This is a genomic window from Pseudomonas sp. LBUM1648, from assembly GCF_059716145.1.
In genome coordinates this window covers 6,469,264-6,488,015 of sequence record NZ_CP166808.1, presented here as the reverse complement: position 1 = coordinate 6,488,015, position 18,752 = coordinate 6,469,264, and the positions used below count along the sequence as shown (strand labels likewise).

Genomic DNA, 18,752 nt, shown 5'->3' with positions numbered 1-18,752 from the left:
ATAGCCGATAGGTTTTGATTGCTTCCGTTATCTTTCGAATCGAAACTTAAGCCGCCGCTATGTCGAAACGCAACACACCGCAACGCCGCCACAACATTCTCGCCTTGCTCAACGAGCAGGGCGAAGTCAGTGTGGATGAGCTGGCAAAGCGATTCGAAACCTCGGAAGTTACGATTCGCAAGGATCTCGCCGCGCTTGAGAGCCATGGTCTGTTGCTGCGCCGCTACGGCGGGGCGATCACCATGCCTCAGGAACTGGTCGCGGAGACTGCCCAAAGCGTTTCCAAGTACAAACAGGCCATCGCCCGCGCAGCGGTGAAACGCATCCGCGAACACGCGCGCATCATCATCGACAGCGGCAGCACCACCGCTGCCATGATTCCCGAACTCGGCCAGCAGCCGGGCCTGGTGGTCATGACCAACTCCCTGCATGTGGCCAATGCCTTGAGCGAACTCGAACACGAGCCCGTGCTGCTGATGACCGGCGGCACCTGGGACCCGCATTCGGAATCCTTCCAGGGCCAGGTTGCAGAGCAGGTACTACGCTCCTACGACTTCGATCAATTGTTTATCGGCGCCGATGGCATCGATCTGGTGCGCGGTACCACCACGTTCAACGAATTGCTTGGCCTGAGCCGAGTGATGGCTGAAGTGGCGCGGGAAGTGATCGTGATGGTCGAAGCCGACAAGATCGGCCGCAAGATTCCCAACCTGGAACTGCCATGGAGCAGCGTCCATACCCTCATTACCGATGATCGCCTGCCCATTGATGCACGCGATCAGATTCAGGCCCGCGGTATCAACGTGATTTGCGCGGCTGTCAGTCAGGAGAAATAAGCATGTGTGGAATTGTCGGCGCAGTTGCTGAACGTAATATCACCGCCATCCTGCTCGAAGGCCTCAAGCGCCTTGAATATCGCGGCTATGACAGCGCCGGTGTGGCGGTGTACACCAACGACGAAACCCTTGAGCGCATGCGCCGTCCGGGCAAGGTCAGCGAGTTGGAAGCGGCATTGGCCGAGCATCCGTTGGTTGGCCGTCTCGGTATTGCCCACACCCGTTGGGCAACCCACGGCGCCCCGTGCGAGCGCAACGCACACCCGCATTTTTCCGGCGACATCGCGGTGGTGCACAACGGCATCATCGAAAACCATGAAGCCCTGCGTGAGCAACTGAAAGCCTTGGGCTACGTATTCACTTCGGACACCGATACCGAAGTCATCGCCCACCTGCTCACCGAAAAACTCAAGACGCAGCCTGACCTCAGCGTCGCCCTCAAAGCCACCGTCAAAGAACTGCACGGTGCATACGGTCTGGCGGTGATCAATGCCAAGCAACCTGATCGCCTGGTCGCCGCCCGCAGCGGCAGTCCGCTGGTGATCGGTCTGGGTCTGGGTGAGAACTTCCTCGCTTCCGATCAACTGGCTCTGCGTCAGGTCACAGACCGCTTCATGTATCTGGAAGAAGGCGATATCGCCGAAATTCGCCGCGATAACGTGCAGATCTGGGACGTGAACGGCAACGCCGTAGAGCGCCAGACTGTGCAATACAACGACGGTGCTGAAGCCGCCGACAAAGGCGAATTCCGCCACTACATGCTCAAGGAAATCCACGAGCAACCGGCGGTGGTGCAGCGCACCCTTGAAGGTCGTCTGAGCAACGATCAAGTCTTGGTGCAAGCCTTCGGCCCGCAAGCCGCCGAGCTGTTCGCCAAAGTACGCAACGTGCAGATCGTCGCCTGTGGCACCAGTTACCACGCCGGCATGGTTGCGCGTTACTGGCTTGAAGAACTGGCCGGCATCCCTTGCCAGGTCGAAGTCGCCAGCGAATTCCGCTACCGCAAAGTGGTGGTGCAGCCGGACACCCTGTTCGTCACCATCTCCCAGTCCGGCGAAACCGCCGACACCCTGGCCGCGTTGCGCAACGCTAAAGAGCTGGGCTTCCTCGCCAGTCTGGCGATCTGCAACGTTGGCATCAGTTCGCTGGTGCGCGAATCCGATCTGACCCTGCTGACCCAGGCCGGTCGCGAAATCGGCGTGGCTTCAACCAAGGCCTTCACCACGCAACTGGTTGGCCTGTTGTTGCTGACCCTGTCGTTGGGCCAAGTACGTGGCAGTCTGGCAAAAGGCGTTGAAGCCACTCTGGTGGAAGAGCTACGTCGCCTGCCGACCCGTCTGGGCGAAGCGCTGGCGATGGACAGTACTGTGGAAAAAGTCGCCGAACTGTTCGCCGAGAAGAACCACACCCTGTTCCTCGGTCGCGGCGCACAATTCCCGGTGGCGATGGAAGGTGCCTTGAAACTCAAGGAGATCTCCTACATCCACGCCGAAGCCTACCCGGCGGGCGAGTTGAAACACGGCCCGCTGGCACTTGTGGATAACGACATGCCAGTAGTCACTGTGGCGCCGAACAACGAACTGTTGGAGAAGCTCAAGTCCAACCTGCAGGAAGTCCGCGCCCGTGGTGGCGAACTGATCGTGTTCGCTGACGAAAAAGCCGGGATGACCAACGGCGAAGGCACCCACGTCGTGCAAATGCCGCATATCCACAACATCCTCTCGCCGATCCTCTACACCATTCCGCTGCAACTGCTGTCGTACTACGTTGCTGTGCTCAAGGGGACGGACGTTGATCAGCCGCGTAACCTGGCGAAGTCGGTGACGGTGGAATAAGTTATCCACAGTTAAATTCGACCCAAAAAATCGCAGCTTCGGCTGCGATTTTTGTATCTGATTCGAGGTATCCATGGATCGCTTCCAGGAAATGCAGGTATTCGCCGCCGTCGCCCAGGACCAGGGTTTTTCCGCAGCCGCGCGGCGCCTCGGCCTGTCGGCCGCCAGTGTCACCCGCGCGGTAGCAGCGCTGGAGCAGCGGATCGGTACGCAGTTGCTGATCCGTACCACCCGCAGTGTGCATCTGAGCGAAGCGGGGCAGCGTTATCTGGAGGACTGTCGACGAATTCTCGCCGAGGTGCAGGAAGCCGAGGATTCCGCGGCGGGCAGTCACGCCCAGCCCCGTGGGCAATTGACGGTGACGGCGCCGGTGTTGTTCGGCGAGTTGTTCGTTACCCCGGTGATGGCGGGTTATCTGGCGCAGTATCCGGACGTTTCGATCAACGCCGTGTTGGTTGACCGGGTCGTCAGCATGGTTGAAGAGGGCATCGATGTAGCCGTGCGTATCGGCGAGCTCGCGGACAGCAATCAGCATGCGATTCGCGTGGGTGAAGTCCGGAGAGTGGTCTGTGGTTCGCCGCAATACTTGGCAGAGCACGGCCGGCCCAACCATCCCCAGGCGTTGGCCGGTTTGTCCGTGGTGGCGACTTCGGCCACCGGCCAGATGCGGAACTGGCCGTTTCTGGAACAAGGTGAACCGCTGATCGTGCGTCCCGAGCCGCGCTTGGTGGTCACCGCCAATCAGGCCGCGATCACGGCTGCGTGTCTGGGGCTGGGGCTGACTCGAGTGTTGTCCTATCAAGTGGCGAGCAAGGTCGCGGCCGGCGAACTGGAAATCGTCCTCGCGGAATTCGAACTGCCACCGCTGCCGATCCATGTGGTGTATCAGGGCGGGCGAAAGGCGCCGGCGCGGGTGCGCAGTTTTGTTGATTTCACCGTGAACGCTCTGCGTGAGCATCCGGCGCTGAAAAACACAGCGTTATTGCACGAGAAGAAATAATCGATTGCGAATGCTGGTGATTCTGTTGCTTCGAAGATAGGTGGAAGATGGCTTCCATCGGCGCTGCCACCCTCGGGCAGTGCGATCATCCAGCGGAGTCGACCATGCAAGCGATCAAACTCTACAACTTTCCCCGTTCCGGCCATGCCCACCGGGTAGAGCTGATGTTGTCCCTGTTGCAACTGCCGACCGAGCTGATCTTTGTTGATCTGGCCAAAGGTGAGCACAAACAACCGGCCTATCTCGCCATCAACAGTTTCGGTCAGGTGCCGGCCATTGATGACAATGGCGTGGTGCTGGCTGACTCCAACGCGATTCTGGTCTATCTGGCGCAAAAGTACGGTGAAGGTCGTTGGTTGCCAAGCGATCCGGTGGGTGCCGCGCGGGTACAGCGCTGGTTGTCGGCAGCGGCCGGGCCGATTGCTTTTGGCCCGGCGGCGGCGCGGTTGATCACGGTGTTCGGTGCGAAATTCAATGCTGAAGAGGTGATCTCCCGTGCACACAACCTGCTCAAGGTGATGGACGTCGAGTTGGGCAATACGCCCTATCTGGCGGGCAGCGAGCCGACCATCGCCGACGTTTCGGCCTACAGTTATATCGCCCACGCGCCGGAAGGCAATGTGTCGCTGGATGACTACGGCAATGTGCGTGCCTGGCTGGCTCGAATCGAAGCGCTGCCCGGTTTTGTCGCGATGCCGCGCACCGTCGCCGGTCTGCAAACTTCAGTCTGATGCTCGCAATTCACACTGTGCCGACGGCGCAGGGGGGAGGTCGTGATGGAACGTTCACCGTGGCACGCTGGCGAGCAACAGTTGCAGGCGCATGTCGGCGTTGCCGAACGCATGGAGGCTTTTGGGCGTAAGGTGATTCGCACCTGGATGCCGGATCAGCACCGTGAGTTCTATCAGCAACTGCCTTTCATGGTGTACGGCGCGGTCGATGCTGACGGTCGTCCTTGGGCCAGTGTGCTCGAAGGCGCGCCGGGGTTTGCCCATTCGCCCGATCCTGAGCATCTGCACTTCGCAAGTCTGCCTGCTGCCGATGATCCGGCGCAGTTGCGTAACGGCGAGCCTATCGGATTGCTCGGCATCGAACTGCACACCCGTCGGCGCAATCGCCTTAATGGCCATGTCGATCATCTCGGCACCGACGGTTTCGAGGTGAGCGTCGATCAAGCGTTCGGCAACTGCCCGCAATACATCCAGCTGCGTCAATTCCAGCGCGTCCCGCTGAGCGATCCGCAGACCCGGCCTGCTCAGCATTCCGATGCGCTTGATGACGCGGCCATCACCCTGATCGAAGGCGCCGACACGTTCTTTGTCGCCAGTTATGTGGACGCCGACGGCCAGCGTGCTGTGGACGTTTCCCACCGCGGTGGCCAGGCCGGTTTTGTCCGGGTAGAAGGCAATCGCCTGACCATCCCTGATTTTGCCGGCAACCTGCACTTCAACACCCTCGGCAATCTGCTGCTCAACCCCAAGGCTGGCCTGCTGTTCATCGACTTTTCCACAGGCGATCTGTTGCAGCTCAGCGGGCGCACCGAAATCATTCTGGAAGGGCCGCAGATCGAGGCGTTTCAAGGTGCGGAGCGGCTGTGGACATTTGAGGTGCAGAAACTGGTGCGGCGTCCGGCGGCGCTGGCCTTGCGCTGGCGCTTCGACGGCATGTCGCCCACCAGTCTGTTGACTGGCAACTGGGCCGAGGCCGACGCCCGTTTGCAGGCGCAGGCTTTGGGCAACCAGTGGCGGCCGTTGCGGGTGGCGAAGATTGAAATGGAGAGCCGCCACATCCGCTCGATTTACCTGGAGCCGGACGATGGCGCCGGTTTGCCGGTGTTTCTCGCGGGCCAGCATCTGCCACTGCGGTTTACCCTCGATGGCGAAGTACACATCCGCACTTACAGCCTGTCGAGTGCGCCATCGGATGGTTTCTATCGCATCAGTGTGAAGCGCGACGGGCGCGTGTCGAACCATCTGCATGAGCAGATCCAGGTGGGTGATGTGCTGGAGGCGCGGGCGCCGCAAGGGCATTTCACCGTGGCGCCGCTGGAGCGCCGGCCGCTGGTGTTGTTGGCGGCCGGGGTCGGTATCACGCCGATACTGTCGATGCTGCGTGAGGTGATTTATCAGGGGTTGCGCACGCGCAGGATTCGTCCGACGTGGTTGCTGCAGAGTTCGCGCAGCCTGGCCGATCAGCCGTTTCGCAAGGAACTGGATCGTCTGCTGGAAAGTGCTGGTGATGCGGTGCGGGTCCTGCGTTTGCTCAGTCAGCCGGAAGCGGATGCGCACGAGGGCGAGGATTTTGACCTGCATGGGCGCATTGATGAAGCGGTGCTGAGAAATCTGCTGGAGGTCGAGGATTACGATCAGATCGACTTTGTTCTGTGTGGCCCCGGCGCTTTCACCCAAGGCCTGTACGACAGTTTGCGCGAGTTGGATGTGCGCGACGCGCAGATTCACGCCGAAACCTTCGGCCCCTCGACGCTCAAGCGGCGTGCCGATGCGGACGCGATCGTCATTGAGCAACCACCGGCCGCCACCCAATCGGTGCCGGTGGTATTCGAACGTTCAGCCAAGGAAGCACGCTGGCAACCGGACGGCGGCAGTTTGCTGGAGCTGGCGGAAAGTCGCGGATTGCGTCCGGAGTTCAGTTGCCGCGGTGGTTCGTGCGGCACCTGCAAGACGCGGTTGGTCAGTGGCGCGGTGAATTATCCACAGGTACCGGCCGAAATACCTGAGGCGGGACATGTGCTGATTTGTTGTGCGGTGCCGGCGCAGAGTGAGCAGCCGCTGGTGCTGGATCTTTAAACCTGATCCCGTGTAGGAGCTGCCGAAGGCTGCGATCTTTTGATCCTGCTTTTCAAGATCAAAAGATCGCAGCCTTCGGCAGCTCCTACACGGTATACGTGTCTGATAGGGATCAGGCGTAGGACAGCGATTTTTCTTCGAGCAATTCCTGCTAGAGCTCTGTCCACTTGCGGCCCATTTCATCGGCTGTGAATAACTGCCGATAGCGAGCCTCCGCTTTCACCCCCATCTCTGCTGAGCGCAGCGGGTTTTCTCGCAAATCGTAGGGAATCACTCGGGTCTTGTCCTGGAGCTGCTGCAACACGTCGCTGCTGTGCAGGTAGTTCGGCGAGGCCGCGACAATGCGGTCAGCGCTAGCGAGGAAGCGGTTCATCGGCAGCAGCACCTGGCCGTCGATGCCGTGGTTGGCGCCGCTTTCGCACAACTGATAGACCACTTGTCCGATGTCGCCGACCGAACCCGGCAGGTACGTCGTGAAAAAATGAAGAACTCCCTGCGTTAAGGGCAATGCGCATGTTGCCTCGCTGGCGCCACCGGCGCTTTCAGAACATTGCGCACACTGCGTTCGGCCAGTTGCAGACTGGCTTGCCGCCAGTCGATCCACTGCCAGTCGGCGACCTCGCGAGCGGCGGGGAACTGGCCGCTGCGCTCAAAGGTGGTGACCAGATCGGCAAGGCTTTGCGGGTTCTGCAGATCGAAGTACGCCATGAACTCGCCGCCGATTTCGCGGAACACCGCGATATCGCTGCCCATCGCCGGCAAGCCACGCTGCATGGCTTCCACCAGTGGCAGGCCGAAGCCTTCAACGAAAGATGGAAATACCAGCGCACTGGACTGCGCATAGGCGAATTCGAGGCTGGTGTCGTTGAGGTCGTTGAACATGAACAGGCGCTGGTTCAGTTCTGTGTGATTGCGCACACGGGCGAGCAGGCTGTCACATTTCCAGCCGACGTGTCCGGCGATGCACAGCCGTACGTTTGAACCGGCGGCCCAGGCGCGTTCGAAGGCATCGAGCAGGTACGCATGGTTCTTGCGCGGCTCGATGGTGCTGACCATCAGGAACACCGGTTCAGGTGTGTTGAACAAAGCCTGGAGGCGCGGTTCGACTGTCGCGTCGGTGCTGCGCAGGTCCAGTTCGGAGCCGAGGTGGAAGAACTCGAACCAGCGCTTTTCCGTCTGCTCGGCGCCGAGACGCCGCTGCAATTCTGCGCGCACCTGATTGCGCACTGTGGCGGAAATAGCCATGTAGCCATCGGCTGTGCGGGTGATCCAGTCGAACCACTCGCTGAAAACCTCAGCCGGACGTGTGTCGTAAAACTGTGGATGAGTCAGTGGGATCAGGTCGTAGATCACCGCAGTCACGCCAACGCCGTCGCGTTTGAGCCGCTCAACATGGGCGAAAAAATCCGAATGCCATGACGAATCCAGCAACACCAGTTGATCGCCTGGTCGGTGTTGCAGCGGTGAACAACGTTTGAGCAGTTGCCTGCGATTGATCCGTCGAATCAGGCGCAGCGGTATGCCGAACGCGCCAAAGGTTGTCAGTCGATAGCCGACATACAAAAGCTGTTGTGCCAGTTTCGAAATGCACTGTGCGTCACGTCGCTGGTGCCATTGGCAGAAGCGATAGGCCAGGCGCTCCAGACGCTCACCGAAGTTCTCAAGCCTGTTGAGCAATGGTGTATCGAGCGGCGTCAGTTGCAGCACACGATAGAGCTGACCATAGAGCATCACTACCGGTATGCACTCGACGCCGTCGACGCTGGCGGGAAGTTGCTTGATGACGTTGCGTACCACGCGCTGAATGCCCGAGTTGACCGTCGGGTGTTTGAACACGTGGGTACATTCCACCAGCAAGCGGGTCATGGTGTACGCTCGACATGGCTGACTTCGGAATAACGGCTGACCGTGGTCTGCGCGTTGAGCCATGAACACCCGACGAAATCTTCGCGTCGATTGTTGATGACATGAAACACCAAAGCGAGATCACGCCACTCGTAGTTTCGATCCAGGTGCGAGTCCAGCCTCGACAGGCTCAGGGTCGCGAAGGTATGCCCGGCCAAATGGATGACTGTATCAGGCTGTGGTGGCCACCATTTGGTGAGGCTATGCGGATTGATGAGTTCGTAGGGCGAGGGGACAGGCAGCAGTTCCCGAGACGAATCCGACGATGCCAGACGCGACCGAATAGGTTGTCCCCCGAATCTACTCGTATCCGTGACGAACAGACGCTTTTTCAAACATCGACCCCTTGGTTTTGAACTTGCGCCGCTTTCCCACAGGCTTTGAGGGTAAGTCTGTCAGACCGATAGGAAAAAAAACCGGCAGGACGACAGGCGAAGTCTTTGTTGTAGTTGTTTGTTACCAATCTGTGCCAATTGCGCAGCAATTTCAACAGGCCATACCGTGACTGGTGAGTTCTCGTCAGCGTAGTCCGATTTTTCTCGCCGGGCGGTTCACGAACCCTCTGCGGATGTGTTTAGAATGCGCCTTGTCGCGATTACCCGGCTTCGTCGGGGCCGTCGTGCAAAGAGTTGAAACTGACCACTAAAACAAGAACAAGACGAGACCTCAGACGAAGGACGGATATCAATCCGGTTCGACGCGCGGCCGTCATAGTGTGAGGCTGCCGGGATGGCAGTTTCATCGTGGAATGCCATGAATTTCATTCTTTACTCGGACATCAACGACAGTTCCATCAGTAAGAATCTGGGGCATCCCGATTCCAGTTACTACTTTGTGCTGAAGGCCTATCGCCCGCTGCTCGAAACGCTCGGGCGAGTCCACGTGGTGGATACGGTTGCAGACGTTGATCCGGTCTACCGACAGTTGCTCGCCGCACGCCAGGAGAGTGTCTTCCTCTCGTTCACGCGGCCGCAGAAGACCCCGATCGATCTTGAGTGCCCGACAGTTTGCGTTGTCGCGTGGGAGTACGACTCGATCCCCGACGAACAGTGGGACAACGATCCGCGGCAGGACTGGACGCGCATGCTGGCCAGGCACGGGCGAGTGATCACGCTGTCCAGCCACGCGGCCAAAGCGATCCGTCGCTCCATGGGCGACGACTTCCCGGTGCTGGTGCTGCCGGCGCCCCTGTGGGAAAGCTTTGCAACGATTCGCGATCGGCATGTCAGTGCACCGGTCAATGCCGGTGCGACATTGACCGTCAAAGGCTGCATCTTTGATTCCCGCTTGATGAACCTGCACCCGGATAATCTGCTACCGGAGCCGCTCACCCCGGAGGAGCAGGCCGAAATCGAGGCTCAACTGGAGGCCTCGCGACCTCCGCCGCTGACCTTGAAGCGGCGCTTTGTGATTGCCCGGCATTTCCTGCGCCTGTGGGTACTGAATCTGGGCCACGAGCAGACGCCGCCGGTGCCTCGGGTCAGGTTTGTGCAGAACTGGTACTGGGAAGGGATTCGCGATCTGCTCTCGGACTCCGTGCATGAATGGCTGGGTAACCGCCTGCCGAATATCGCCGGCCCTATCCCTTTACCTGTGGCCGTTCAACCGCCACCGCGGGATATGCCGGACACATCGTTGCAGGTCGAAACCCACGTCGACGGTGTGGTCTACGTGTCGGTATTCCGCCCCTCAGACGGGCGCAAGAACTGGCTACAGATCCTGAGCGCTTTTTGCGCGGCGTTTCGTGACACGCCAGACGCCACACTGGTGATGAAATTCACCCAGAGCGATCTGGCGGCCGTCTATGCGCACTTGATGACACCACTGGCGCAACTGGCACCCTTTTCCTGTCGGGTAGTGATGATTCAGGGCTATCTGGATGATGCTGAATATGCGCGGCTTTACCAGGCTACGAGTTTTTACGTCAACGCTTCGCATTGTGAAGGGCTGTGCCTGCCACTGATGGAGTTCATGGCGTGCGGCAAACCGGTGATCGCTCCCGATCATACGGCGATGCAAGATTACATCGACGATTCCGTGGCGTTTGTGGTCGGCTCCAGCTTAGAGGTGTGCACTTGGCCACATGACCCGCGAATGCTCTTTCGCGCACAGCGTCATCGACCGGACTGGGGCTCATTGAAAAAGGCCTACGAAAACAGCTACCGAATGGCCAAGACACAGCCTCAGGATTATCAGCGCATGTCGCTGGCGGCAGCCGAACGCATGCGCGATTACAGCGCGATGCCGGCACTGCAAAAGCGTGTTGCGGATTTCTTCGGGCCACAGTCACAGGCGAGCAACATTGCCCCGGTTACGGATAACGCCTCATGCTGATCATCATCCATTCGGAAACCAACCAGCACACAATTACCCGCAACCTGGGGCGTTCGGAGTACAGCTATTACTTCGTCCTCAAGGAGTATCGGCCGGTGCTGGAGCGCCTCGGGCGGGTGATCGAGGTCACTGACCCGAACACTGAAGTCGATGCGTTGTACGCCGACTGCCAATCCCGTGGCGAGGCCTGTGTGTTTCTATCGTTCTCGCCACCGCACCGCACGCCGGTGCATCTGGCCTGCCCGACGTTGCCGGTATTTGCTTGGGAGTTCAGCACCATCCCCAACGAGCCGTTTAACGGTGATCCGCTAAACGACTGGCGCACGGTACTCAATGCCTGCGGGGCGGCGATCACCCATTCCAGCTATACCGTCAACGCCGTGCGCGAAGCGACGGACGTCGATTACCCGATTGTCGCCGTACCCGCCCCGGTCTGGGATCGATTCGCGGCGCGCGGCGTTCAGTTGCAGGGGCAACCTGTGGTCGATTCAGTACGATTGAAGATCAAAGGTTTGGTGGTCGACAGCCGCCGGGTCGATCTGAATGCCTTCGGCCCGGTAAATCGGCGGCGTGGCCCGGGAATCGATTTCCGGGCGCCTGTCACCGAGCAGACGTTATTACTCGAAGGCGTCGTGTACACCTCGGTGTTCAACCCCCGCGATGGACGCAAGAACTGGGAGGACATGATCAGTGCCTTCTGCGCGACGTTCCGTGAGACCGATGACGTGACGCTGGTGCTCAAGCTCACCCACCACGATGCACAAGAAGCGCTCACCGACATCCTTCATCACCTGTACAAAAATCAGCCTTATCGCTGCCGCATCGTGTTGGTCTATGGCTATCTGGCCGACGCGGATTACGAACGTCTGGTGCAGGCGACCCGTTACGTCGTCAACACGTCCTATGGCGAAGGCCAGTGCCTGCCGCTGATGGAGTTCATGTCTTGCGGTAAACCGGCGGTGGCCCCTTGCACGACGGCGATGATTGATTATCTGAACGCCGATAACGCGTTCCTGATCGAGTCAACCGAGGAGTTCACGGCCTGGCCACACGATCCGCGCTCGGCTTACCGGACCCTGCGCTACGCGACCAATTGGGCCACGATTTGCGCGGCTTATCGCGCCAGCTACGAGGTGGCTAAAAACGATCCGCAGCGTTATGCGCAGATGTCGGCGCAAGCCGTGAGCAGCCTGCAAGGGTTTTGCAGTCAGGCCGTGGCCGAGCAGCGGTTGCAGGCATTCTTTGCGCAATTGTTCGAGCGTCGCGCCGAACTTGCCATGGAGGTGACTGGAGCATGATTCGTCGATTGCTCCAGCGTTTTTTTGCCGAACCGCAACCGCCGCTGGCTGTTGAGCCTGTCGCCGAGCCGCTGGTTGAGGCGACGCCTGAACCGGAACCCTTGTTCACCTGGTCGCCGCGTGATGTGGGATTACGTGATGCAGTACTGGATGGCTGGTTTCTCAATGACAGTGGCGAATTGCTCAAGGGTTTTGCCATAACGCCTGACGACACCCTGCTCGACGTAGGTTGCGGCGAGGGTGCGGCGACGTTGTTTGCTGTACGCCAGGGCGCTTCGGTGATCTTTACCGACAGCGAACACGACAAAGTGCGCGACCTGGCTCGCCAGGTCGAAGCTCAGAGCACCAGGCCGAATCTGGGGCTGGTCAGTAACACCTTGCCATTGCCATTGGCGGATGGCTGCGCGAGCAAAGTGGTGTGCATGGAGGTTTTGGAGCACGTAGACGAGCCCGAATCGTTTATGGCCGAACTGGCGCGTATGGGACGTCCCGGTGCGTTGTACCTGCTCAGTGTACCGGCGCCGGTTGGCGAGCATTTGCAGAAAGGCATCGCCCCGCCGAGTTATTACCAGACGCCCAATCATGTGCAGATCTTTTCCCCGGAGCGCTTCGCTGCCATGGTCGAGGATGCCGGACTGGTCATCGAACATCGACAAGCCACCGGGTTTTTCTGGGTGATGGGCATGATTTTCTTCTGGGCCAGCGAAAAGGTTGCCGGTAAAGATCCTGGCGGTGCAGTGCGCGATCGCATTCATGCGCCGTTCCCCCATTTGATGGGCGGGTGGGCCAGAACCTGGGAAGAGATGCTGGACCGGCCCGACGGGCTTGCAATCAAACAGGCGCTTGACCAATTCATGCCCAAGAGCCAGGTGATCATTGCCCGTAAACCACTGGATGCCGGGAATGCGTCATGAGCAGTAAACGAATCATGGACATCGAAGTGCTGCGTGCCATAGCCGTGCTTGGGGTGCTGTTTCATCATCTATCCGGCAATCTGTTCAGCGATCCCGTGCCGCTGCTCGAATCCATTCATGCCTGGGCGCAGCCTTGGTGGGGGGTGGATCTTTTTTTTGCCATTTCCGGATTCGTCATTGCCCGCAGTCTGATCCCCGCGCTGCGCGGTTGCAGCAACCGTCAGGAGTACTGGGAGCAAACGCGTAATTTCTGGTTGCGACGAGCTTTTCGCCTGCTGCCATCGGCCTGGTTGTGGCTGGCACTGGTGCTGCTGATGTGCGTGGTTTTTAACCGCTCCGGGGCATTCGGCACACTACAGGCCAACCTTCAGGCCACGCTCGCGGGGGTGTTGCAGTACGCCAACTTCCGCTTTGCCGACGCTTTTTTTCATTACGAGTACGGCAGCAGTTTCGTCTACTGGAGTCTGGCGCTGGAGGAGCAATTTTACCTGCTGTTTCCGCTGCTGATTCTGGTCTGTCGCAGGCATCTGGTGTGGGTGTTGCTGGCGCTGGTTGCGGTGCAACTCTTCACGGTCCGTACGCCGCTGCTGATGGTCGTCAGGACCGACGCGCTGGCCCTTGGCGTGCTGTTGGCGATGTGGAGTGTGCAACCGAGCTATCGACGGTGGCAGCCGACGTTTCTCAGGAGTCCGTGGGCCGGGATTTCAGCGCTGATAGTCGTCGGGTTGCTGATGAGTTACCTGGCCACCGACCGTTTTTCCCCCACCCACTATCGCATCGGCGCCATTGCCGTACTCAGTGCAGTGCTGGTGTGGATCGCGTCTTACGACGGTAACTATCTGTTGCCCGCCGGACGCTGGCAGCGGTTGATGGCGTGGGTGGGCAGTCGTTCCTACGGCATCTACCTGATCCACGTTCCGGTGTATTTCCTGGTGCGCGAAGTGATTTTCCGTTTGCAGGGTGCAGGCCTGCCGAGCCCGGCGGGACACCCGATCGTTACCTTGCTGTTTGCATTCGGTCTGATCGTATTTCTCAGCGAATTGAATTACCGCTTCATCGAAATGCCTATGCGCAATCGCGGCGTGGCACTGGTGAAACGCCTCGGCCCGTCCCGCAGGCCTGTTCCGTCCACTGAAGCTTCTTCATGTTGAGTCTTTTGGTCCCCTGCAAGCGCGGGTGATACCCCGCTCGACGCCCGCAAGCCCGCTCCTGCAGGGTTTTGTGTAACCTTGCACTCTTGTGGTGTCCGGGATCTGGAAGGTATGCGGTTTATTGTGGGGCTGTTTTTTGGGGTCTTGCTCTCGGGTTGTGAGCGGCATGATTCACCGCCACTCGATCAGCAACTCTACGTCTGGCAACGCCAGTGGACGTCGGCCCATGAGGCGGCGTTGCGCGATAGCCGCAGTGATTTTTCCACCTTGCGGGTGCTCGCGTTGCAGGCGTTCCCGAATGCCGGGTGGAGCCGCGCGCGTATCGACCCGCAGTTGCTGAAAAGCGATGGCCGCCCGCTGATTGCGGTGATTCGTCTTGATGGCCAACTCAAGGCGCTGGGTCAGCAGCAGGTCACGGCGCAGATCCTTCAGCTCATCAATGACTGGCAGGCGCTGGGCCTGACCCTGAGTGGCGTGGAAATCGACCACGATGCCGGCAATGCGCGGCTGCCGGCCTATGCAGAATTTCTCACACATCTACGCTCGGCACTCCCGCAATCGTTGCCTCTGAGCATTACCGCGCTGCCGGCCTGGCTCGACAGTGCGCAATTGCCGAACTTGCTGGCGACAGTCGACAGCAGCGTGCTGCAAGTGCATGCCGTCAGCGACCCGCGACGCGGCTTGTTCGACGCTGAGCAGGCGCGGCGCTGGGCCGAGGCCTGGGGGGAAATCACCCGCAAACCGTTTTATCTGGCGTTGCCCGCCTACGGTGTGGCGCTGTTGCCGGATGTCGACGGCGCGCCTGTGGTGGAAAGTGAGGTGCCGCTTGAGCGTGGCGGTCAGCGCCGAGAACTGCTCGCCGATCCAGTGCAACTGAGCCAACTCGGTAAAGCGCTGCGGGACGATCCACCCGCGTATCTGGCCGGGTTGATCTGGTTTCGCTTGCCGCTGGTCAATGACCGCCGCGCCTGGAGCCTGACCACGCTGCGCGCGGTGGCGCGGGGCGATGAGTTGCACGGCCAACTCGCCCTCAGCGTCAGTGAACACAGCGGCCTCTACGACCTCCGACTCGACAATGCCGGCAACCTCGACAGCGCCTGGCCCGCACGTATCACCGTGAAGGCCAGCGACTGCGAAGGCGCCGACGCGCTCGCCGGTTATTCATTGCAACAGAGCCCGGATCTGCTTACCTTCACCCGCCTTCGCAACGGTCGCTTGCCGGCGAACGGGCAGCGCGCCATCGGTTGGGCGCGCTGTGCATTTATTGATCAAGGAGGTTCGCATGTTGACCCGTAACTGGCCCCGCCATCTGCTCTGCCTGAGCCTCTGTCTGCCGCTGGGCTCGGCGCTGGCCTGCGGCCCGGACTTCCCGATGCGCCTGCTCGACAATCGAGGGCAGACGCTGGCCGATCTGCCCGAAGGCAACTTCAACTTCGAAGTCAGCCGCTTGGGCAAAGCGATCGCCGGGCTGAAAAACCCCGCACCTGCCGCCGACAATGCGAACGCTATTTACGCCGAGCCGGCGGAACCTGCCGAGGAGCGCAACAAGGCTGAAGCCGCCGGCCTGACCGATGAACAGCAAGCACTGGTTACGCGTCTGCGCGGGCTTACCGATGCCCGCGACGCTTATACACAGGGCAGCAGTCTGCCGGCGGAAATCCGTCTGTATGTGGCGGGAGCGGTGGCCTTCAATGTCGGCGAGCATCAACTGGCGGTCGATTATTTCCGCCAACTGCTGGCGCTACCGGCGGATCAGCGCCCGTTGCGCAGTACGTGGGCAGCGTATTCCGAGGGGCGCGCGCTGTTCGCCATGAGCGCCGAGGCTGACGACATGCTCGATCCGCTGGAGCAGGCGATCTCGGCGTTTCGCCAGACCCGGCAACTGAGCATCGACGGTTTCAGCGATCCGTTGGGGCTGGGTGTCGCCAGCCTCGGGGAAGAGGCGCGAGCGTCGCGTATGGCCGGTGGCTGGGACGATGCGATCAATCTTTATGCAGCGCAGAGCGTGCACGGTTCACCGGTTGGCTACACCTCGCTGAAACAACTGGCGAACGAGTTGGCGGACATGCCTGAGCTGGAATTGGCCAAGCTGATGCAACACGAAGGGGTGCAGAAACTGGTCACCGCCTCGTTGCTCAGCCGCCTCGGCTGGTCGTTTGGCGATGAACCGCCGAACGAAAAGAAACTGGTCAAGCTTCTGCAAAACAGTACCCGTGGCACCTTCGACAACGCCGATCGATTGGCCGCGGTGAATTATCAGCAGGGCGACTACGCCAGCGCCAAAGCCTTCCTCGAACACGCTGGCGACGGTGGTCTCGCGTGGTGGCTGCGAGCGAAACTGGCAGTGCGCGACGGTGACAAGAATGCGGCGGCAGCCGCCTATGCGAAAGCCGCGCAGGCCTTCCCGCAAAACGAAGACTGGGGCTATCGACGCACGCCGGACTGGGCACTGGAAACGGTCCAGCCGAAATGCCGGGTCGAGGGCGAAAGCGCGATTCTGGCGTTGCAACGCGGTGAGTACCTGCAAGCCTTCGTCCAGCTGTATCGCAGCAACAGCATTTATTGGTTCGATGCCGCGACGGTCGCCGAACGCGTGCTGACCGTCGACGAACTCAAGCAGTATGTCGACGCCAACGTGCCGGCACCGCCGGCGCTGACCCAAGAGCAGCGTGACAATTACGTGCCGCTGCCCGTCGCCGCCAGCCTGCGCAATCTGCTGGGCCGGCGTTTGCTGCGCGAAGGGCATTACGCAGAGGCCGTCGGCTATTTCGACAATGCCGATCTGCAGAACAAGGCCCGCCTCTACGGCGAGCAAAGACTGAAAGCCGATTCCGCCTGGTGGCCAACCAAGCGTGCCAGTGCGCTGTACAACGCGGCGTGGACGGCCCGTGAGTGGGGCATGGATATCATCGGTTACGAGATGGCCCCGGATTACGCCACGTTCGGCGGCAATTACAGCCTGGAAACCGCCGAGCTGAAAATCGGTCCGTTGGTATCCGAAGCCGAGGTTCAACGCCAAAAGGCCAGTGAAGCGCAGCCCGATCAGCGTTATCACTATCGCTTTGTTGCCACCGCGCTGGCCAATCGCGCCGCCGACAACCTGCCGCACACGAGTCAGGCGTTTGCCGCCGTGCTCTGTTCCGCCGCTGGTTGGAACAGCAGCCTGGAAGATCAGAGCGCGTTGTATCAGCGTTACGTGAAGGAAGGCGCTTACGTGCCGTGGGCAGTGGATTTCGGCAATCAGTGCCCGTACCCGGATTTCGAAAACGCCGACAAGCGCTACGTCACCCAAGTCACCGACGCTGTCCGCGCGGGCCTGCGACCGTACAAGTGGCCGGTGCAGATCGGCGCGATTGTGCTGGCGGTCGGCGCGGCGTTGTTGCTGATCACTCGTCGCCAGCGCAAGACTCGCAAGGGTTAAGCCTGCTGGATGAACGTCAGGCGCACCGCGAAGCCGATCAACAGGCTGCCGAACAGCCATTGTTGAACCCGTTGCGCCGTTGGACTGTGTTGCAGCCAACGGCCCAGCGCGGCACCGGCCAGGGCGTAGATGCTGTCGAACAGCAGGCCTATGCCGACCAGCAACAGGCCGAGCAGGGCGAACTGGCTCAGCACCGGTGCGCCGTCGGTGACGATGAATTGCGGCAGCAGCACCGAGCAGAACAGCAACGCTTTGGGGTTGAGCAGATTGGTCAGCAAGCCACGGCGGATTGCTTCGCGCCATTGCCCGCGTGCCTCGGTAACATCCCCGGCATCCAGGTTCGGCACCAGCGTGCTGCGCAGGCATTGAATGCCGATCCACAGCAGATACGCCGCCCCGGCGAGGCGCACCACTTCGAACGTCCACGGCGCAGCCTTGAACAGCGCCGCCAGCCCCAACGCCGCCAATACCACGTGACATGCGCGGGCAATCGCCAAGCCTATTACGGTGGCCAGCGCCGCACCGCGGCCCTGTCGGGCGCCAGTTTGCAGCAGCAGAATCATGTCCGGCCCGGGCAACAGAAACACCACCGCCAATGCCAGGAAAAACAGCCATAGACTCGCCACGTCACACTCCTTTCGTTGTCGATTCGGTGACGTCAGTCTAGGGGCGGAGGGTGGGGCAGGTGCTTGCGTAGTCCGCTTCAAAATGCCTCTGTATTGGCATAACCTGCTTTCTTTTTGCGCTCTCGCCATCAGGATCTGCCAACTATGAAACTCGACGCCTTCGACCGCAAGATTCTCGCCGCCCTGCAACGTGACGGACGCTTGAGCAATGTCGAGCTGGCGGATGAGATCGGCCTGTCGGCGTCGCCGTGTTTGCGGCGGGTGCGGATGCTGGAAGAGGCGGGGGTGATTCGCGGCTATCAGGCCAACGTGGATCGAGATGAGGTGGGGTTGGGATTGACGGTGTTTGTCGGGGTGAAGGTCGAGCGCCACAACGACGAACAGGCCGAAGCTTTTTACGCGGCCGTCACCGCGTTGCCGGAGGTGATTTCAGCGTTTCTGGTTTCGGGGGAATCTGACTTTCTGCTGCAAGTGGTGGTGCCGGATTTGCGTGCGTATGACCGGTTTCTCAGTGGGTGCCTTTTGAAACTACCGGGGGTGAGCGATATCCGCAGCAACTTTGCGATTCACACGGTGAAGACGCCGGGAGCGTTGCCGTTGGGGCATCTTCCATCCTGAAAACCGA

Annotated in this window: 14 protein-coding genes and 2 pseudogenes; 12 read left to right on the top strand and 4 right to left on the bottom strand. The window is 60.3% G+C overall.

The features are described 5' to 3' along the window. The first annotated feature begins 59 nt into the window (after window positions 1–59). From ACA043_RS29540 to ACA043_RS29520, 5 genes are all read left to right on the top strand, one after another. Entirely contained in the window at window positions 60–836 is a 777-nt protein-coding gene (locus tag ACA043_RS29540; RefSeq protein ID WP_497658381.1) for a DeoR/GlpR family DNA-binding transcription regulator, read from the top strand. 2 nt (window positions 837–838) lie between these two features. Continuing rightward, a complete protein-coding gene (gene glmS, locus ACA043_RS29535; RefSeq protein ID WP_497658380.1) occupies window positions 839–2,671 on the top strand; it encodes a glutamine--fructose-6-phosphate transaminase (isomerizing) in 1,833 nt (610 codons plus the stop codon). A gap of 73 nt (window positions 2,672–2,744) precedes the next feature. Beyond that, window positions 2,745–3,671 carry a LysR family transcriptional regulator gene (locus ACA043_RS29530; protein WP_489880163.1) on the top strand — a complete coding sequence of 309 codons (927 nt, stop codon included), beginning with the start codon at window positions 2,745–2,747 and terminating at the stop codon, window positions 3,669–3,671. Between the two features lie 104 nt (window positions 3,672–3,775). After that, window positions 3,776–4,402 (top strand): glutathione S-transferase family protein, encoded by a 627-nt coding sequence (locus ACA043_RS29525; protein WP_401266777.1) that lies wholly within the window; start codon window positions 3,776–3,778, stop codon window positions 4,400–4,402. A 45-nt stretch (window positions 4,403–4,447) separates the two neighbouring features. Continuing rightward, the gene (locus ACA043_RS29520; RefSeq protein ID WP_497658379.1) at window positions 4,448–6,478 is read left to right on the top strand and encodes a pyridoxamine 5'-phosphate oxidase family protein; all 2,031 of its coding nucleotides are present in this window, start codon (window positions 4,448–4,450) and stop codon (window positions 6,476–6,478) included. 256 nt (window positions 6,479–6,734) lie between these two features. Here the strand turns inward: ACA043_RS29520 and ACA043_RS29515 are convergent. From ACA043_RS29515 to ACA043_RS29505, 3 genes and pseudogenes are all read right to left on the bottom strand, one after another. Next, window positions 6,735–6,986, bottom strand: a pseudogene (locus ACA043_RS29515) (hypothetical protein); the annotation flags it as partial. Then, complete coding sequence (locus tag ACA043_RS29510; protein WP_497658378.1) at window positions 6,977–8,344, bottom strand: glycosyltransferase family 4 protein; 1,368 nt, start codon at window positions 8,342–8,344, stop codon at window positions 6,977–6,979. The pseudogene ACA043_RS29515 and the gene ACA043_RS29510, both read right to left, overlap by 10 nt. After that, window positions 8,341–8,535, bottom strand: a pseudogene (locus tag ACA043_RS29505) (ABC transporter ATP-binding protein); the annotation flags it as partial. The gene ACA043_RS29510 and the pseudogene ACA043_RS29505, both read right to left, overlap by 4 nt. A gap of 601 nt (window positions 8,536–9,136) precedes the next feature. On the opposite strand from ACA043_RS29505, the gene ACA043_RS29500 reads away from it, so the two are divergent. The 6 genes from ACA043_RS29500 to ACA043_RS29475 all read left to right on the top strand — a co-directional run bounded on the left by ACA043_RS29500 (window position 9,137) and on the right by ACA043_RS29475 (window position 17,501). Continuing rightward, window positions 9,137–10,717 carry a glycosyltransferase family 4 protein gene (locus ACA043_RS29500; RefSeq protein ID WP_497658377.1) on the top strand — a complete coding sequence of 527 codons (1,581 nt, stop codon included), beginning with the start codon at window positions 9,137–9,139 and terminating at the stop codon, window positions 10,715–10,717. Further along, the gene (locus tag ACA043_RS29495; protein ID WP_497615725.1) at window positions 10,711–12,015 is read left to right on the top strand and encodes a glycosyltransferase; all 1,305 of its coding nucleotides are present in this window, start codon (window positions 10,711–10,713) and stop codon (window positions 12,013–12,015) included. The genes ACA043_RS29500 and ACA043_RS29495 overlap by 7 nt, the downstream gene beginning before the upstream one ends. After that, entirely contained in the window at window positions 12,012–12,929 is a 918-nt protein-coding gene (locus tag ACA043_RS29490; protein ID WP_489880169.1) for a class I SAM-dependent methyltransferase, read from the top strand. Before ACA043_RS29495 ends, ACA043_RS29490 begins: the two co-directional genes overlap by 4 nt. Beyond that, window positions 12,926–14,080, top strand: coding sequence for an acyltransferase family protein (locus ACA043_RS29485; protein ID WP_497658376.1), 1,155 nt, complete (start codon window positions 12,926–12,928; stop codon window positions 14,078–14,080). The genes ACA043_RS29490 and ACA043_RS29485 overlap by 4 nt, the downstream gene beginning before the upstream one ends. Window positions 14,081–14,191: 111 nt before the next feature. After that, window positions 14,192–15,376 (top strand): DUF3142 domain-containing protein, encoded by a 1,185-nt coding sequence (locus tag ACA043_RS29480; protein WP_497658375.1) that lies wholly within the window; start codon window positions 14,192–14,194, stop codon window positions 15,374–15,376. Continuing rightward, complete coding sequence (locus tag ACA043_RS29475; RefSeq protein WP_497658374.1) at window positions 15,363–17,501, top strand: hypothetical protein; 2,139 nt, start codon at window positions 15,363–15,365, stop codon at window positions 17,499–17,501. Before ACA043_RS29480 ends, ACA043_RS29475 begins: the two co-directional genes overlap by 14 nt. Here ACA043_RS29475 and ACA043_RS29470 read toward each other — a convergent pair. Then, window positions 17,498–18,127, bottom strand: coding sequence for a LysE family translocator (locus tag ACA043_RS29470; protein ID WP_497658373.1), 630 nt, complete (start codon window positions 18,125–18,127; stop codon window positions 17,498–17,500). The two genes, ACA043_RS29475 and ACA043_RS29470, sit on opposite strands and share 4 nt — an antisense overlap. Window positions 18,128–18,271: 144 nt before the next feature. On the opposite strand from ACA043_RS29470, the gene ACA043_RS29465 reads away from it, so the two are divergent. Beyond that, window positions 18,272–18,745, top strand: coding sequence for an Lrp/AsnC family transcriptional regulator (locus tag ACA043_RS29465; RefSeq protein WP_187677209.1), 474 nt, complete (start codon window positions 18,272–18,274; stop codon window positions 18,743–18,745). The last annotated feature ends 7 nt before the right edge of the window (window positions 18,746–18,752 follow it).

What these genes read in the sequence shown, in the direction of transcription:
- ACA043_RS29540 (WP_497658381.1), top strand. Translation starts at nt 60, where the DNA reads ATGTCGAAACGCAACACACCGCAACGCCGCCACAACATTCTCGCCTTG.
- glmS (WP_497658380.1), top strand. Translation starts at nt 839, where the DNA reads ATGTGTGGAATTGTCGGCGCAGTTGCTGAACGTAATATCACCGCCATC.
- ACA043_RS29530 (WP_489880163.1), top strand. Translation starts at nt 2,745, where the DNA reads ATGGATCGCTTCCAGGAAATGCAGGTATTCGCCGCCGTCGCCCAGGAC.
- ACA043_RS29525 (WP_401266777.1), top strand. Translation starts at nt 3,776, where the DNA reads ATGCAAGCGATCAAACTCTACAACTTTCCCCGTTCCGGCCATGCCCAC.
- ACA043_RS29520 (WP_497658379.1), top strand. Translation starts at nt 4,448, where the DNA reads ATGGAACGTTCACCGTGGCACGCTGGCGAGCAACAGTTGCAGGCGCAT.
- ACA043_RS29510 (WP_497658378.1), bottom strand. Translation starts at nt 8,344, where the DNA reads ATGACCCGCTTGCTGGTGGAATGTACCCACGTGTTCAAACACCCGACG.
- ACA043_RS29500 (WP_497658377.1), top strand. Translation starts at nt 9,137, where the DNA reads ATGAATTTCATTCTTTACTCGGACATCAACGACAGTTCCATCAGTAAG.
- ACA043_RS29495 (WP_497615725.1), top strand. Translation starts at nt 10,711, where the DNA reads ATGCTGATCATCATCCATTCGGAAACCAACCAGCACACAATTACCCGC.
- ACA043_RS29490 (WP_489880169.1), top strand. Translation starts at nt 12,012, where the DNA reads ATGATTCGTCGATTGCTCCAGCGTTTTTTTGCCGAACCGCAACCGCCG.
- ACA043_RS29485 (WP_497658376.1), top strand. Translation starts at nt 12,926, where the DNA reads ATGAGCAGTAAACGAATCATGGACATCGAAGTGCTGCGTGCCATAGCC.
- ACA043_RS29480 (WP_497658375.1), top strand. Translation starts at nt 14,192, where the DNA reads ATGCGGTTTATTGTGGGGCTGTTTTTTGGGGTCTTGCTCTCGGGTTGT.
- ACA043_RS29475 (WP_497658374.1), top strand. Translation starts at nt 15,363, where the DNA reads ATGTTGACCCGTAACTGGCCCCGCCATCTGCTCTGCCTGAGCCTCTGT.
- ACA043_RS29465 (WP_187677209.1), top strand. Translation starts at nt 18,272, where the DNA reads ATGAAACTCGACGCCTTCGACCGCAAGATTCTCGCCGCCCTGCAACGT.